Source organism: Chryseobacterium sp. 2P (genome assembly GCF_059579425.1).
The window spans coordinates 4,166,479-4,182,036 of the sequence record NZ_CM184194.1; the positions used below are offsets into that span (position 1 = coordinate 4,166,479).

The following is a 15,558-nucleotide window of genomic DNA, read 5'->3' on the forward strand; positions in this document are numbered from 1 at the left end:
CAAAGAATAGTTCTCACAGATTTCTTAAATGACTGAGTGTAAGAATAATTTGAAAATATACATTACCATTATAACTTAAAAAAACACCATTAACAAAATGAAAAAGTACTTTCTTTCGCTCGCGGTTCTATCGCTTTTTTACAGTAAAACTGAAGCGTGCGCATGGTCTGATCCGGATTATGAATATTTCAATCTGTTTACGCAGAGTATCATCAAGGATAAATCGTACCTGCCTTTCCTTCACAGCTATTCTACCAGATTTTATACTGATTTTAAACAATCCCAGATTCCTAATGAAAATGTGGATGCCTGGAAAAAATTCTTTAATAATCAACTGACTTTCGCGGAGACAGATTATCTGGTGAATAAAATGAACATCAATGATCTGAATGCTCTGAAAAATGGCAGCACGAACAATCAGCTTCTTACAAAACTCGGATCTGGTTTCTATTCTAAATATAAGGAAGCGATTGATTATCTGATTGAGGCAAAATATCTTGAACCGTACATGAAAATCAACTATGTTGAAAGTCCGGATTCATTTTATTACCGTGAAAGCGAAGGTTCACAAAATGCAACAAATCTTGATTACAATAAAACCATCACGGCATTAACCTCTCTTTACAATGCGGCAAAAAATCCTGAAATTAAGCAGCGTTACGGATATCAATTGGTGCGTTTCAACCATTATACAAGAAATTACGAAGCAGCGATTGAAGCTTTCAAGAATTATGTTGAACCCATAAAATTAAGAGGAGCAACCTATTTTATGGCTCTCGATCAATTGGCGGGTGCACAACGCGGACTGGATCTGAAAAGTGATGCCAACTGGAATTTCTTTCAGGTCTTTATGAACAGTAAAAGCCGTAAAGAGTCTGCCTTCGTGTCTATGAAACTTTCGGACACTGCTTCTTTTAATAATATTATGAAAAGAGCGGGAACGAATGAAGAAAAAAACATGGCTTATTTTCTTTTAGGCTATGAAGATTTCAACAATCCGATTCCGATTATGGAGAAAATGTTTGAAATAGATCCTGATTCTGAAATTCTGAAAGTGATGGCGGTGAGGAGCATCAATGAACTGGAAAGAAACTATCTTCCGATTTATTATTACACCAACAATAATGAAAAAACTGCGGTAAAAGTCTCTGCAAACACTACAACGGATCAGCCTAAAACTGAGGCTGCGGAAGCTCCTAAAGAGGAAAAAATATCGTTCTGGCAGAAAATTGTGCGCTTTTTTAAGAAGCTATTCGGAGTTAAAGATAAAACGAGTACTGAAATGAAAGCAGATCAAAGCGATGATGAATTGCTGGACAACCCGAACAGAATTCCGGTTTTCAACAAGAATAATTATTACTATGACGATCAGACGAAAGATTTCTTAGATGATCTGGAAAAATTCACAAGCAAAACGAAAGAAAAATCTAAGGATGAATACTGGCAGATCGCAGATGCTTATCTGAAGTTCCTTAAAAAAGATTATAAAGCCAGTACAGAGATTTTATCAGACATTCAAACCAGCAATCCCGAATATCTGGAACAGATTAAAAGAATGAAGGTTCTGAATGATATCGTTTCGCAGCCTAAAATTGATGCGGACTTCGAAGATCATTTAATGAAAGATTATGCTGAATATTTTGTGGATAAACCGGAAGAGCCTAAAAAAGACAGTACGGAAACAGAATATAATTATTATGGTGAGGTTCCTTCTACAAAAGATTTCCTGAAAGATGTTCTTGCCAACCGTTATTTCCTGCAGGATGAAGACGGAAAATCTTTCCTGATGAGCAATACGCTTTCTGATCTTCAGTACAACCCCAACTCCAGTCTGGTAAAAAGTGTGGAAGATTTTTACAGAAAGCCGAACAAAACGAAATTCGAGGAACAGATTATTGCTAAAAATATTGATGATGTAGGAAATATCGATGCCTTTTTTGCAGTGATTTATGGTGACAGAGCCATGAGACAGGCAGATTTTGAGAAAGCTAAATCATACTATGCAAAAGCTCAGAATTTCACAGGAATTCCGAGAATCAATTATGACTGGGACGGGAATTCTCAGAAAAAAACGCCTCATCAATACGGAGCTTCAGAATACAATGGTTTCAGAAGTATTTCGGATCTTGTTTTCGGACATAATGTTTGGGAAAGTTATCAGAGTGCGCCTGAAGAAAGTATGGTGAAGGAAGATTTTTCTCAGTTTTCTTTCATTAAACCTATGATGAATAAACTTGAACTGGCAGATGCTTTAATTCAGCTTAAAAAAATAGGAAGCGGCAAAGACGAAAAATCAACAAAAGCTAATCAGCTCATTGGAAATCTTCTTTACAACACTTCTTCTTTGGGATATTACAGACAGTTATTTGTGATGGATGTTGACAATACGAATGGCGGAAAATATAATTTCTGGAGCACCGACAATGAAACGCCTTATCAGTACTATTATAAAAACTTTACGAGCACTACTTTTATTGAACCTGATAATTTTGATCTGGCAATTAATTATTATAAAAAGGCATTGAATACATCAACGGATAAAGAGCAAAAAGCAAGAATTCTGTTTCAGATGGCAAGTGCGGAACAAGGGAAATATTATCAGTATGAAACTAAAAATCCTTCGAACGTAGATTACTCGGATCCAAAATGGAGCGAGAAAACAGATGCTTTCCAAAAGCAGTTAGATCAGATTAAAAATCAGAAATACAGAACCTATTTTGCAATGCTGAAAACACAGTATGCCGATACGGAGACTGCCAGAAATTTAATGGGAAGCTGTTCTTATTTCGGGTATTTTATGAAATAGAATTTGAAACTCCCTCCATTTAATAAATAAACCTCTGATCGCTCAGAGGTTTATTATTGTATGACTTTTAATTTTTTACTTACTTTTTAACAAATTTGGTTTTAAGAGCAGTTCCGTTTTCATCTATGCTGATAAAATAAACTCCTTTTACCAAATCTCTCACAACAATTTTACCATCACCTACAATTCCTTTACCGATTAACTGACCAGGAGCGCTGTAAATTTCGTAAGTTGATTTGGATGAAATATTTTTAACGTTCAATATATCATCTACGGGATTTGGATAAATCTGTACTGTTTTTACATTCCCAACTTCAGCTGTTGATAATGTTCCAACATTGTTTTGTTTTACAGCATAAAATACATTTCCGATCGCAGAAACTCTTATATGTCCGCTTTTTCCGGCCAATGAAGCAGGAACAAATACACTTGCCGAACCTGAATTTGGAACAGATGCTGCCAAAACAGTCCATGTTGTTCCATTATCGTATGTGTAATCTATTTTAACATTTGCCACATTATAAGGCGAAGCAGTAGTTCCGGAAACTACCCAGGTAATTGTTGAATTTGCATTTGGTGTTAAAGTAGCTGAGTTTACAGTAAATGCAGCAGCAGAACCAACAACAATTGTTTGTGTAGCATATGCTGTCTGCGCCTGTCCGCCAACTTTATTATCCCTTACAGTTACTCTGAAATTTGTGGTTCTTGCAACAGTTGATGCCGCTTCAAAGTCGGTAGTATTTTTTACAGCTCCTCCCAAAACAGTTGATAATCTCGGGAAATATCTTGTGGGACTCGAGCTAGCCGGCCAAGATCTAAAGCTTGCCCCCGAAGAGGTATTCCCAATAGCAGAGGCTCCATCACCAGTTCCGGATGCTTTACCAATGCCATTAGCTAATGAACTGGAATTTACCTGCTCCCAGTTATATGTTAATGCATCTCCATCCGGATCGGTTGCAGATGCTGTTAAAACAAATGCTGTAGATTTAGGAATTGTATAGGTAGTCGTCATTGCCGTAACTACTGGTGGATTATTTGTTATTGGAGTTTCCACATCTACGGTTACTGTTGAGAGATTGGTCTGTACCTGATCAATACTTACGCTGTGGAAATAAGGATCAGAGTGTTGCTGAACATCTGTGTTTGTACCGGTAATTCCTGCATATCCCATGATTGTTGATCCTGATCCTGGCTCCACACAAACTCCTGTTCCTTCGTTATAACTGTATGTATGATTATCGCCTAACTGATGGCCTATCTCATGAGCAACATAGTCAATATCAAAACTATCACCCATAGGAACTGCATTTGCAGGAGATGTTATACCACTTCCTTTGTAGTTACTTGGAGAATTATATCCATATGCTACTCCAGCTGAAGTTGTGCAAGCATCAGTGCTTGAAGCCGATATTGTCGTAAAAGTTACATCGTTACTTCCAATACAGCCAATACATCCAGCATTTCCTCCACCTCCTGTGGCACCAAATAGATGCCCGATATCAAACGTCGAGTCTGTTACACCGTAAGTCCCTCCGTGAAGAACATTCATTAATTCATAATTCCATTTACACATGTAATCAGCATCACTGTACGGATCTGTTGCTGCATTAGTGAAAATAAGATTGGGAGCATTTACCATATTCAAATGCAGGTTAAATTCCTGCTCAAAAACGCCGTTTACTCTTGTTAAGGTGGCATTTATCTGTGTGAGCGCATTGGCTGCTCCGCCAAAATAGGCTGTATACTCTCCGGTAACAGACATTGCCAATCTTAAAGTATGATATTTCTGATTATTTGATTTCGCTGTTTCTCCTTTTGCCATTAAATCCTGCATTCTGGCAACGGACTGTTTGTCTTCTTTGGTATTACAGACAAATGCGTGACCATTTTTAGCAGTTTTTCCATGGATAGAATAAATGGTTTTGTCCGCAGATGCAGGTTCTATAAATTCATATTTGCCTCCACTAATAATCATGGATTGAAAATCGTTTGGAGCAACACTGAATCTAACATATTTGCTGGGATCATCAACTCCGGTTCCAACATACGATCCCAGATTATACTGATTGGCAATTTCATGATCAATTACCGGAAAACTGTTAACTGCAAATTTTTCAATCTTTCCTTCCAGTGTAGGAAGGCTAATGATAATTTTTGAACCGCCAACTTCCTGGGCTCTCAAAAGCTGGGTTCTAATCATATTAATATCTAAACTGTAATAAGCCGAATGATCGTCTTTCTTTGTAACAGCTTTTGTAGGAGCCGTTCTATTCCACTGCGCATTCGCCATTGTACCTGCAGCAACTAACAGCAGAAAAGGTAATTTTGTTTTCATTAAAATAATTTTAGAAAGGCAAATTTAGGATTTATTACCATATTTACATCTATAGCTGTAAATTATTTTAAATTTTAACTATAAAATATCCTTGAACTATTAAAAATATAAAGTATTATTCATTTTATTAATTTAACATAAAAATAAACTCATTCTATTTTTGTCATGGTTTCTGTTTCTGCAACCATTCTTCATGTTTTTTTCTGAAAGCATTATGCTTACGATCCTGATTTATTTTAGCAGCATCAATCGAATGTGAAGAATGGATATCATCATCCTCTTCTGCAAAATCCGCTAACTTTTCATAATAATAATGAAGCTGATCGAGCTCTTTTTCCGTTAAATCTTCAATATCTACAATTCTGTTGCTGGCTTTTTCGTTAGCCGCGATCAATTCATTTAATTTGATCTGAATGGCTTTGGAATCTTTATTCTGTGCTTTCTGAATTAAAAATACCATGAGAAAAGTGATAATGGTTGTCCCTGTATTTATAACGAGCTGCCATGTTTCGGAATAGTTAAAAACAGGTCCCAAAACGGCCCATATAATCACGATTAAGGTCGCCCCGATGAAAGCGTAAGAACTCCCTGTAAATTTTGTTGCCCAATCTGAGAATTTTTCGAAAAAACTTTTGCCTGATCTTGCCATTTTTCTTTGTATTAGTAAGTTAATAAGCATCAAAAACTCCGCCGAAAAGCCAATGTAAAATTGTAATTTTTATATCCGCTAGATTAATTATCCAAATGATATTCCTGATGATATTCCTGATGTTATTTATATTTCAATATTATTTTTTTACTTCAGGGTACTTCACTGCTTTATCCACTTCAATTGGATTATTATATTTTTTAATTCTATTCTGTTCATCAAAAGTATATTGCCGAAGTTCTTCCGGTTTGTAAATGATTCTGCCATCATCCAGTCCTAATTTGTTATTTTCGTCAATTTTCACGTCACCGTTATTGATAAATTTTATTGGATCAAGATAATAACTTAGCAACATGGATTTGTATTTAGAATATGGAATTTCTATTCCTCTTGATTTTGCATTTTTATAGAAGCTTATCAACTGTGTTTCGGTTAAGTTTTCTGATCTGTTCAGAGAGAAATGATAATTTTCTTTATCATCATAAATTTCAATAATCATTCCCGGTAAACCGTGAAATTTATATGGTCCTTCCTGAAAAGGAAAGTCTTTTGCAAACCATGCGATCCAGTTTCTGCCACCAAATCTTGCCGTAGCTTTCTGAGCTTGAATGGAAGATGAAACTTTAGTTTCCTTTTCAATTTTCCAATTTATTTTAGGTTCATCTATTAATTTGTAAACATCGTAGCTTTGAATACTGTAAAGAACATATTGTTTTGTTTTAATCTTTTTACTGAGCAAATCTGTAACCTTCCCGTTAAACGTCCTTAAGCCGGAAACTTTTTCTATAGAATCACTGACAAAAAAAGATCTTTCATAATAGAATGTTTCATCCGGATTAATATCAAGATAATAGTTGGCTTTCCTTACTTCAGCAGAAGTTGAATCAGGACGATAAACTACATCATAAATAAACCGATGAGTCTGCGCTGATAACGATATATAAAGCAAGACTGTTAAAAGTAAGAGTTTTTTCATAAGAATATTTTCGTAAATATACATAACAGCAATGACCTTTCTCCTCATAAAATTGGATAAAACTAAAAAAATCCGCTCCTCGAAAGGAACGGATTTTATATAATCATTGCAAAGTATGCAATTATCACACTTTAATTTCAACATCAACACCTGAAGGAAGTTCTAATTTCATTAGAGCATCAACAGTTTTAGAAGAAGAAGAATAGATATCCATCAATCTCTTGTGAGCTGATAATTGGAACTGCTCTCTTGCTTTCTTGTTTACGTGCGGAGATCTCAACACTGTGAAGATTCTCTTGTTGGTTGGCAATGGAATTGGTCCGTTTACAACAGCACCAGTAGCCTTTACCGTTTTTACGATTTTCTCTGCAGATTTATCTACCAAGTTGTAATCGTAAGATTTAAGTTTTATTCTGATTCTTTGTGACATTTTAATCTAATTTAATATTAACCTTTAGCCTTAGCGATTACTTCTTCAGCAACGTTTGTAGGAGCAGCTTCGTATTTCTCGAATTCCATAGAAGATGTTGCTCTACCTGAAGATAACGTTCTAAGAGAAGTTACATAACCAAACATTTCAGAAAGCGGAACGAAAGCTTTAATAACTTTAGCGTTGTTTCTGTCGTCCATACCGTTTACAGTACCTCTTCTTCTGTTAAGGTCACCTACGATATCACCCATGTACTCTTCAGGAGTTACTACTTCAAGCTTCATAATTGGTTCCATGATAACCGCTTTAGCAGCTCTACCAGATTCTTTGAAACCTAACTTCGCAGCCAATTCGAAAGATAACTGATCCGAGTCAACCTGGTGGTAAGATCCATCTTTCAATGTAATCTTCATAGATTCAACCTCAAATCCAGCTAAAGGACCGTTCTTCATCGCTTCTCTGAATCCTTTTTCTACTGAAGGAATAAATTCTTTAGGAATGTTACCTCCTTTAATTTCGTTGATGAATTCAAGACCTGTTTTACCTTCGTCTGCAGGACCGATTTCGAATACGATATCTGCGAACTTACCTCTACCTCCAGACTGCTTTTTGTAAACTTCTCTGTGGTTAGCTTTTTGTGTAAGAGCTTCTTTGTATTCTACTTGCGGCTGACCTTGGTTAACCTCTACTTTGAACTCTCTTCTCATACGGTCTACGATGATATCCAAGTGAAGTTCACCCATACCAGAGATGATCGTTTGTCCTGAAGCCTCGTCTGTCTTAACCTGGAACGTTGGATCTTCTTCAGCTAATTTAGCTAAAGCGTTACCCATTTTATCCTGGTCAGCTTTCGTTTTAGGCTCAACAGCGATACCGATTACCGGATCTGGGAAGATCATTGATTCTAGAACAATTGGGTTCTTTTCATCAGATAACGTATCTCCTGTTTTAATATCTTTAAATCCTACAGCTGCACCAATATCTCCAGCCTCGATATACTCAACCGGATTTTGCTTGTTTGCGTGCATCTGATAGATTCTTGAGATTCTTTCTTTGTTACCAGATCTTGTGTTTAATACATAAGAACCAGCATCCAATCTTCCTGAATAAGCTCTGAAGAATGCTAATCTACCTACGAATGGGTCAGTAGCAATTTTGAAAGCTAATGCAGCGAAAGGCTCCTCAACAGATGGTTTTCTTTCGATATCAGCATCAGTTCTTGGATCTGTTCCTTTGATATTATCCTTATCTAGTGGAGAAGGAAGATATTTACAAACAGCATCAAGCATGAACTGTACTCCTTTGTTTTTGAAAGAAGATCCACAAGTCATTGGGATAATAGAAAGATCGATAGTAGCTTTTCTTAATGCTTCGTTGATTTCCTCTTCAGAAATTGAATCCGGATCTTCGAAGAATTTCTCCATCAAAGTCTCATCATAATCAGCTACCGCTTCTACTAATTTCTCTCTATATTCAAGAACTTCATCCTTCATGTCTTCAGGAATCGGAACTACTTCATAAGTTGCTCCCTGTCCTGCTTCGTCCCAAATGATCGCTCTGTTTTTAATTAAGTCTACAACTCCTTTGAAATCTTCTTCAGCACCGATTGGTAAAACGATTGGAACTGCATTAGATCCTAACATTTCTTTTACTTGTTTTACAACGTTCAAGAAGTCAGCACCCTGTCTGTCCATTTTGTTTACGAATCCCATTCTCGCAACTTTGTAGTTGTCAGCAAGTCTCCAGTTGGTTTCAGACTGAGGCTCTACTCCATCTACTGCAGAGAATAAGAATACCAAACCGTCCAATACTCTCAAAGATCTGTTTACTTCTACTGTGAAGTCAACGTGTCCCGGTGTATCGATAATGTTGAAGTGGTAAGGTTTTGTTTCAGGTAATTTCTTACCCTGATCTGTTGGGAAATTCCAGTTACAAGTAGTTGCAGCAGAAGTAATAGTGATACCTCTTTCTGCTTCCTGTTCCATCCAGTCCATTGTAGAAGCACCATCGTGAACCTCTCCAATTTTGTGGTTTACACCTGTATAGAATAAAATCCTTTCTGTAGTGGTAGTCTTACCTGCATCAATGTGAGCAGCAATACCAATATTTCTTGTAAATTTAAGATCTCTTCCCATTTCAGATTAGAATTTGAAGTGTGAGAAAGCTTTGTTTGCTTCCGCCATTTTGTGAGTATCTGTTTTCTTTTTGAAAGCAGCACCTTCTTCTCTTGAAGCAGCTACTACCTCATTAGCTAATTTCAAAGCCATAGACTTATCATTTCTCTTTTTAGAGTAGCTAATTAACCATTTCATTGCCATAGAAATTTTTCTATCTGCTCTGATTGGCATTGGGATCTGGAAGTTAGCTCCACCTACTCTTCTGGAACGTACTTCTACGTGAGGCATAACGTTTGTTAATGCATCTTTCCAGATTTCAAGGGCTGTTTTTTCAGAATCTCCTTTTTTAGTTTCTACGATATCCAACGCATCATAGAAAATTTTGAATGCGATTGACTTCTTACCGTCAAGCATTAAATTGTTTACGAATCTCGTTACCAACTGATCATTAAATTTTGGATCTGGTAACAACGGTCTTTTTTTCGCTTTCGTCTTTCTCATTGTTTCTGTACCTTATTTAATGATTATTTTTTCTTTCCTTTTGCTGGTGCAGCTGGTGCCTGACCTGGTTTAGGTCTCTTAGCTCCGTACTTCGATCTTCTCTGCGTTCTTCCATTTACACCTGCTGTGTCTAATGCACCTCTTACGATGTGGTAACGTACTCCCGGTAGGTCTTTCACCCTTCCGCCTCTAACCAATACTATCGAGTGCTCCTGAAGATTGTGTCCTTCGCCCGGGATATAGGCATTCACTTCTTTACCGTTAGAAAGTCTTACCCTTGCAACTTTTCTTAGTGCAGAGTTAGGTTTCTTAGGTGTAGTAGTATATACTCTCGTACATACACCACGTCTTTGTGGACAAGAATCTAGGGCAGCCGATTTGCTCTTCTTGGCAAGCGTGGCTCTTCCTTTTCTTACTAATTGTTGAATAGTAGGCATTTAATTGCTTTTTATTTTAGGGTGCAAAAATAGTAATATTTTTTTAATTAACAAGCAGTTATATAGAAATAATATTTTTATTTAAAATTTAATTAACAGATACTTATGGTTTATCGACAATTGTAGCACCAACATTTTTATTCCATCCAAAATGCCTGAGTTATTTGAAGTTTATACAGATTCTTTATTAATACAAATGGGTATTGTTAAAATAAGCAGTGGCTCCAGCATCATTATCTACAATTTTTGACTTTACTATATAATAATATGTATATAGAACAAGGTTATTAAACTGGTGCCACAAATTGGAATGCAAAAACTACCACATTTAAATTCATTCTAAAAATATCAAAGATAAGTATCATCAATCACGAAACCGCATTTTCGGCACAATATTTACTTAATTTTGTTTCAGAAAAATAAACTACAATATAGATATGAAAAACGCCAACATTATCGGTCTTAAAGAAACCGACTGCAAAAAGATCTCAGAAAAATTAAATATTCTTTTAGCTAACTATTCCGTATTTTATCAGAATACAAGAGGTTCTCATTGGAACATTAAAGGAGATCAGTTTTTTACACTTCACCCTAAATTTGAGGAACTATACAACAGTCTTGTTTTAAAGATTGATGAAATTGCAGAAAGAATTTTAACATTGGGTGCTACACCGGCTCACAATTATTCAGACTACCTGAAAGTATCAACCATAAAAGAAAGCGTGGAAGTAAGCGACGCTACGAAAAGTGTTGAAAACATCTTAAATTCATTCAAAGTAGTTATTGATCTTCAGAGAGAACTTTTAGATATTACTGATGCAGCGGGAGACGAAGGAACAAACTCTCAGATGAGCGATTACATTACAGAACAGGAAAAAGAAGTATGGATGTACAACTCTTATCTTGGGAAGTAAAGAAAAAAATTTTCCTTAAAAAGTAAAAAAATCACCTTACATTTAGGTGATTTTATTTTTAATAACTATATTTGCGTATAAATTACACAATTATGCACAACGTACGATTAAACTCTATTTTAGATAACGACTTTTACAAAATAACCATGCAGAATGCGGTAGTAAAATTATTCCCAGGTTCTGTAGTAAAATATGAATTCATCAACCGCGGAAAACATCAGTTTCCTGAAGGTTTCGATGTTGCTTTACGAGAAGCGGTTAATAAAATGGCAGAACTAAAGCTGACGAAGGACGAAAAAAAATTCATGGCAAAAACCTGCCCTTACATTGATCTTCCCTACTTAGATTTTCTGGAAGGCTATCATTACGATCCTTCCGAAGTTAAAATTCATCAGGAAGGAAGCGATCTTTCTGTAACGGTTGAAGGACTCTGGTACAGAACAATTCTTTGGGAAGTTCCTTTACTCGCACTCATCAGCGAGCTTCACTACGAAATGAACCACATGGAAAGAGATTCCAATGAAGTAGTGATGAATAAAACCTTGGAAAAAGCTGAAACACTGGCGAAACTGGGCGTTAATTTCGCAGAATTCGGAACCCGCAGAAGACATTCCCATAAAGTTCAGAATCTGGTTATGGAGGCTTTAACACAGAAGAAAAATTCTACATTTATTGGTTCATCCAATGTACATTTCGCCATGAAATACAATGTAAAACCTATTGGAACCCATGCTCATGAATGGTTTATGTTCCACGCAGCGGAATATGGTTTCAAGATGGCAAACGAACTGGCTCTGGAACACTGGGTAGATGTTTACCGCGGAGATTTGGGAGTTGCCCTTTCAGATACCTACACAACGGATGTTTTCTTTCAGCAGTTTGATAAAAAGTTTGCGAAACTTTTCGACGGTGTTCGTCACGATAGCGGCGATCCTCTGGAATTCGCAGATAAAACCATTGCTCATTATGAAAGACACGGCATTAATCCGCTATTCAAATATATTATTTTTTCAGATGGTTTAAATCTTGAAAAAGTAGAAGAAATCACCAATTACTGCAAAGGAAAAATCGGAGTTTCTTTCGGAATTGGAACTAATCTTACCAACGATGTCGGCTTAAAACCGATGAATATCGTCATGAAGCTTATCGGCGTTCAGGCTCCGAATAAAGAATGGATTCCAACCGTAAAATTATCCGATGAACACGGAAAATATACCGGAGATCCTAAAATGATTGAATTGGCGAAAGAATTTTTAAGAATAAAAGATTAAAACAGAAATGATGAAAAAAATTATCTTATCAGCTTCAATTTTTGCAACAGCATTTTCGTTTGCTCAGAAAACTACAGAAAAACCGAAGTTCAACGAAAAATTAGCTACAGAACTGGGAGCCGATAAATACGGAATGAAGCCGTACGTAATCGTAATGCTGACAACAGGAACTACAAAAATTGAAGACAAGACAAAAATGGCTGAGTTAATGAAAGAACATTTAGCCAATATCGGAAAACTTGCTAAAGAAGGAAAAGTTGTAGTGGCAGGACCGTTTACCTCAGATAACAAACAAAATTTTGAAGGGATGTTCATCTTCAATACAAAATCCCAAGAAGAAGCAGAATCATGGGTAAAAACAGATCCCGCTGTAAAAGCAGGAGTCTTCGGATATGAAATCTTGCCATGGTACGGATCGGCAGCTTTGCCATTGTACCTGAAGCACCATGAGGAAATTGCGAAAGAAAATCCTTAATTACTCAGGTCAATGAGAAAACTATCTTATGTTTTATTGTTACTATCATTAATCAACTGCAAGAATAAATCTTCCATATTTGAAGTAAAAATAAATCATGTTTCAAAAAATATTATTGATGAACTTAAGCATTTAAAAGAAGAGGAAACCAACTTTTCCGGATTACTTTATAAAGATGAAAAATACGAAGTGCGGAAAAGCTGCTCTGGTGAATGGGGAGGAACTGTTTATTTTAAAAACAGACAAAACAATGTCATTCATCATGCCGCAGCAACCTGCCCTGTTTCTGTAAATAAAATAGATGGAAAATATTACATTTCGAATTCTTTGGCGCATATGATGGGATTTTCAGAAATTCTGGAAATTTCAGATCCTGAAAAAATGGCAACTACAAAGAAAATTCCGGTTTATCATCCTGATATTATAACTCGGGAATATGAATCAGAATCAACGTTAGGAACAAAAAAAATTCTTGACACAACCAGAGTTCTCATCATATCAAGTTTTGTTTATAATAAAAAGCTGTATTCAATAATTTCAGGTATTGACGGAACAAAAACAACCATTTCAGAATTAAAAAATAACCGGTTTGAAACAGTAACTGAACTTCCTGAAAAGATTTTTTATTCAGAACCCATTATTGTTAAAAAAGCAGAGAATGATCTTGAATTATATTTCCAACATCCCCAAAAAGGAATTATGAAAGTTCATGATAATAAAGTTCAAGTAACGTATTACGAAAAATAAAAAAACTGGCTGTCAAAATTATGACAGCCAGTTTTTCTAATAATCAATGCAAATATAAGGTTTACGCGCAAGTACACAACAATAAGGATTACTGCAGAAGGTATATCCCGGATTACAGACTCCGTATTCTAAAGGAACTTGGCAGTTTTCATAAAGCCCTCCTGAAATTGTTTTCAGCTCTTTTCGGTTTAAAGATTTTAAATTTTTCATAGTATTTTGTTTAATTTGTTCCTACTCTTAAGATTTTAGGATACCTCTATAATAATTCCTTTTATAGAGATTTAAATATTCAAAATATTTTTACACAAGGTTTTCTTATCTTTATAAAAAACAAAACATCATGAAAACCATTGAAGAAGTTCTGAAAAAATTAGACGAAATCATTATCTGGGCGAAAGAAAATCAAAGTCCTGTCGGATATTTTGCCTGTACCTACAGAATTATGACGGCGCAGGTTCTGAAAGGAATTCAGCAGAAAAAATTTGAAGACAATCCGAGAATGACTGTACTGGATATCGCTTTTGCCACACGTTATCTTGAAGCATGGGAAGCCTATTCGAAAGGACAAAAATGCACCAACTCCTGGTTTATCGCTTTTGAAGCCGCAAAAAACAAAAACCTTCTCATTTTACAGCACATTTTCTTAGGCATGAATGCGCACATCAATCTCGATCTGGGAATTTCCGCTGCTTCCATTATGCCTTACCGAAAAATCAACCCGCTGAAAAAAGACTTCGAAAACATCAACAATGTGATTGCTTCCATTAATCAAAAAGTTCAGGATTCTTTAAACAAGATTTGTTATCCGGTAGAATTAATTGATAAACTTTCCAACGGAAAAGACAACGCTGTTCTGGACTTTGCCATTTCAAAAGCAAGAGATACTTCATGGGCAACCGCCGTTATTGCATCAAATACGCCTAATTTTTTACTTGAGAACGTGATCGGAATTGTTGATTATGCCGCAGCAAAAGTTGCCACCCAAATTTTGAATCCTAAAATCCTCACTCCTTCTTTATCAAAGGAATTGAAAAAATGTGAAAGCAATGACGTGGTGAAAAACATTGAAATTCTGGCTTCTACCAAAAATGTTTAACTTTCTTATGTAACCTTACAATTAATTCAATTAGAGTAAGACTGTTAGTTTTTACCAAGTCTTTTCATCAAAATAGCTTCCATCTTTTCGTAGCCTTTTGCTGTAGGATGAATTTCGTCTTCGGTGTAGATCTTATCCAGTCCGTTTCGGGAATCTTTCATTTCCGAATGATAATCCACGTACGGAATATTGTTCTTTTTTGCATACGCTTCGATCATTTTATTCAGGGCAATTACTTTTTCCGCCGGATGCATATCTTTTCTCCAGCCGAAATCATAAGCAGGAAGTACCGAACAAAGTACCACTTTTATATTATTCGCTTTTGCAAGTTCCACCATCGAAACAATATTTCCAAAAACTTTATCCAGAGAAATCGGTCCCTGATTTTCCGCAATATCATTCGTTCCGGCAAGAATAATAACGCGTTTCGGTTTTAGATTGATAACATCTTCACGGAATCTCAAAAGCATCTGCGAAGTCACCTGTCCGCTAATCCCCCTTCCGACAAAATTATTCTTTGTAAAAAATGAAGGATCTGTAGAAAACCAGCCTTCCGTAATAGAATCCCCCATAAAAACAGTATTGGGAATTGTCTTCTTGGCTAAAACTTCCTGATTTTGCTTTTCATATTTAGCATAATTGGCAAAATCCTGCGCTGAAAAAATGGATGAAAACATAATGGCTGCAATGCTTAAGAATTTCATGAAACTTATTTTTGATTTGAAAAGATGAATTAACGGAAAACAAATTAATCCTGCAAATATCTTTCCCGAAAAACCAAAACTTTTAGTTGATTAATTTTTA

The 15,558-nt window shown here is 35.9% G+C and carries 15 protein-coding genes; 6 read left to right on the forward strand and 9 right to left on the reverse strand.

What is annotated here, in order from left to right; translation table 11 throughout:
* The first annotated feature begins 97 nt into the window (after positions 1-97).
* Positions 98-2,806: a hypothetical protein gene (locus AC52CF_RS19050; RefSeq protein ID WP_496517561.1), complete on the forward strand. Its 2,709-nt coding sequence runs from the start codon at positions 98-100 to the stop codon at positions 2,804-2,806.
* A 79-nt stretch (positions 2,807-2,885) separates the two neighbouring features.
* Here AC52CF_RS19050 and AC52CF_RS19055 read toward each other — a convergent pair whose 3' ends face one another.
* The 7 genes from AC52CF_RS19055 to rpsL all read right to left on the reverse strand — a co-directional run bounded on the left by AC52CF_RS19055 (position 2,886) and on the right by rpsL (position 10,251).
* Positions 2,886-5,141: a zinc-dependent metalloprotease gene (locus tag AC52CF_RS19055; RefSeq protein ID WP_214588329.1), complete on the reverse strand. Its 2,256-nt coding sequence runs from the start codon at positions 5,139-5,141 to the stop codon at positions 2,886-2,888.
* Positions 5,142-5,304: 163 nt separating this feature from the next.
* Complete coding sequence (locus AC52CF_RS19060; RefSeq protein WP_214588328.1) at positions 5,305-5,790, reverse strand: low affinity iron permease family protein; 486 nt, start codon at positions 5,788-5,790, stop codon at positions 5,305-5,307.
* Between the two features lie 139 nt (positions 5,791-5,929).
* Positions 5,930-6,766 (reverse strand): GLPGLI family protein, encoded by an 837-nt coding sequence (locus AC52CF_RS19065; RefSeq protein ID WP_496517562.1) that lies wholly within the window; start codon positions 6,764-6,766, stop codon positions 5,930-5,932.
* Positions 6,767-6,890: 124 nt separating this feature from the next.
* Complete coding sequence (gene rpsJ / locus AC52CF_RS19070) at positions 6,891-7,196, reverse strand: 30S ribosomal protein S10 (protein ID WP_002661363.1); 306 nt, start codon at positions 7,194-7,196, stop codon at positions 6,891-6,893.
* 17 nt (positions 7,197-7,213) lie between these two features.
* Complete coding sequence (fusA, locus tag AC52CF_RS19075) at positions 7,214-9,331, reverse strand: elongation factor G (protein WP_214588326.1); 2,118 nt, start codon at positions 9,329-9,331, stop codon at positions 7,214-7,216.
* Positions 9,332-9,337: 6 nt separating this feature from the next.
* Positions 9,338-9,814, reverse strand: a complete 477-nt coding sequence (rpsG, locus tag AC52CF_RS19080; RefSeq protein ID WP_066695920.1) for a 30S ribosomal protein S7 — start codon at positions 9,812-9,814, stop codon at positions 9,338-9,340.
* A gap of 23 nt (positions 9,815-9,837) precedes the next feature.
* Positions 9,838-10,251 carry a 30S ribosomal protein S12 gene (gene rpsL, locus AC52CF_RS19085; RefSeq protein ID WP_027381287.1) on the reverse strand — a complete coding sequence of 138 codons (414 nt, stop codon included), beginning with the start codon at positions 10,249-10,251 and terminating at the stop codon, positions 9,838-9,840.
* A 437-nt stretch (positions 10,252-10,688) separates the two neighbouring features.
* Here rpsL and AC52CF_RS19090 point away from each other — a divergent pair, with 437 nt between their 5' ends.
* From AC52CF_RS19090 to AC52CF_RS19105, 4 genes are all read left to right on the forward strand, one after another.
* Positions 10,689-11,165 carry a Dps family protein gene (locus tag AC52CF_RS19090; RefSeq protein ID WP_076391832.1) on the forward strand — a complete coding sequence of 159 codons (477 nt, stop codon included), beginning with the start codon at positions 10,689-10,691 and terminating at the stop codon, positions 11,163-11,165.
* A 92-nt stretch (positions 11,166-11,257) separates the two neighbouring features.
* A complete protein-coding gene (pncB, locus tag AC52CF_RS19095; RefSeq protein WP_496517563.1) occupies positions 11,258-12,436 on the forward strand; it encodes a nicotinate phosphoribosyltransferase in 1,179 nt (392 codons plus the stop codon).
* A gap of 7 nt (positions 12,437-12,443) precedes the next feature.
* Positions 12,444-12,911, forward strand: coding sequence for a YciI family protein (locus AC52CF_RS19100; RefSeq protein WP_496517564.1), 468 nt, complete (start codon positions 12,444-12,446; stop codon positions 12,909-12,911).
* A gap of 12 nt (positions 12,912-12,923) precedes the next feature.
* Positions 12,924-13,658 (forward strand): hypothetical protein, encoded by a 735-nt coding sequence (locus tag AC52CF_RS19105; RefSeq protein ID WP_496517565.1) that lies wholly within the window; start codon positions 12,924-12,926, stop codon positions 13,656-13,658.
* Positions 13,659-13,694: 36 nt separating this feature from the next.
* Here AC52CF_RS19105 and AC52CF_RS19110 read toward each other — a convergent pair whose 3' ends face one another.
* Positions 13,695-13,868, reverse strand: a complete 174-nt coding sequence (locus tag AC52CF_RS19110; RefSeq protein WP_214588322.1) for a bacteriocin-like protein — start codon at positions 13,866-13,868, stop codon at positions 13,695-13,697.
* A gap of 130 nt (positions 13,869-13,998) precedes the next feature.
* Here AC52CF_RS19110 and AC52CF_RS19115 point away from each other — a divergent pair, with 130 nt between their 5' ends.
* A complete protein-coding gene (locus AC52CF_RS19115) occupies positions 13,999-14,754 on the forward strand; it encodes a DUF5995 family protein (protein ID WP_496517566.1) in 756 nt (251 codons plus the stop codon).
* A gap of 44 nt (positions 14,755-14,798) precedes the next feature.
* Here the strand turns inward: AC52CF_RS19115 and AC52CF_RS19120 are convergent, their stop codons facing one another.
* Entirely contained in the window at positions 14,799-15,458 is a 660-nt protein-coding gene (locus AC52CF_RS19120; protein ID WP_496517567.1) for an SGNH/GDSL hydrolase family protein, read from the reverse strand.
* Positions 15,459-15,558: the final 100 nt, after the last annotated feature.

Coding starts and splice junctions, on each gene's coding strand:
- AC52CF_RS19090 (WP_076391832.1), top strand. CDS start 10,689: ATGAAAAACGCCAACATTATCGGTCTTAAAGAAACCGACTGCAAAAAG.
- AC52CF_RS19050 (WP_496517561.1), top strand. CDS start 98: ATGAAAAAGTACTTTCTTTCGCTCGCGGTTCTATCGCTTTTTTACAGT.
- AC52CF_RS19100 (WP_496517564.1), top strand. CDS start 12,444: ATGATGAAAAAAATTATCTTATCAGCTTCAATTTTTGCAACAGCATTT.
- AC52CF_RS19060 (WP_214588328.1), bottom strand. CDS start 5,790: ATGGCAAGATCAGGCAAAAGTTTTTTCGAAAAATTCTCAGATTGGGCA.
- fusA (WP_214588326.1), bottom strand. CDS start 9,331: ATGGGAAGAGATCTTAAATTTACAAGAAATATTGGTATTGCTGCTCAC.
- pncB (WP_496517563.1), top strand. CDS start 11,258: ATGCACAACGTACGATTAAACTCTATTTTAGATAACGACTTTTACAAA.
- AC52CF_RS19055 (WP_214588329.1), bottom strand. CDS start 5,141: ATGAAAACAAAATTACCTTTTCTGCTGTTAGTTGCTGCAGGTACAATG.
- AC52CF_RS19110 (WP_214588322.1), bottom strand. CDS start 13,868: ATGAAAAATTTAAAATCTTTAAACCGAAAAGAGCTGAAAACAATTTCA.
- AC52CF_RS19120 (WP_496517567.1), bottom strand. CDS start 15,458: ATGAAATTCTTAAGCATTGCAGCCATTATGTTTTCATCCATTTTTTCA.
- rpsL (WP_027381287.1), bottom strand. CDS start 10,251: ATGCCTACTATTCAACAATTAGTAAGAAAAGGAAGAGCCACGCTTGCC.
- AC52CF_RS19115 (WP_496517566.1), top strand. CDS start 13,999: ATGAAAACCATTGAAGAAGTTCTGAAAAAATTAGACGAAATCATTATC.
- AC52CF_RS19065 (WP_496517562.1), bottom strand. CDS start 6,766: ATGAAAAAACTCTTACTTTTAACAGTCTTGCTTTATATATCGTTATCA.
- rpsG (WP_066695920.1), bottom strand. CDS start 9,814: ATGAGAAAGACGAAAGCGAAAAAAAGACCGTTGTTACCAGATCCAAAA.
- AC52CF_RS19105 (WP_496517565.1), top strand. CDS start 12,924: ATGAGAAAACTATCTTATGTTTTATTGTTACTATCATTAATCAACTGC.
- rpsJ (WP_002661363.1), bottom strand. CDS start 7,196: ATGTCACAAAGAATCAGAATAAAACTTAAATCTTACGATTACAACTTG.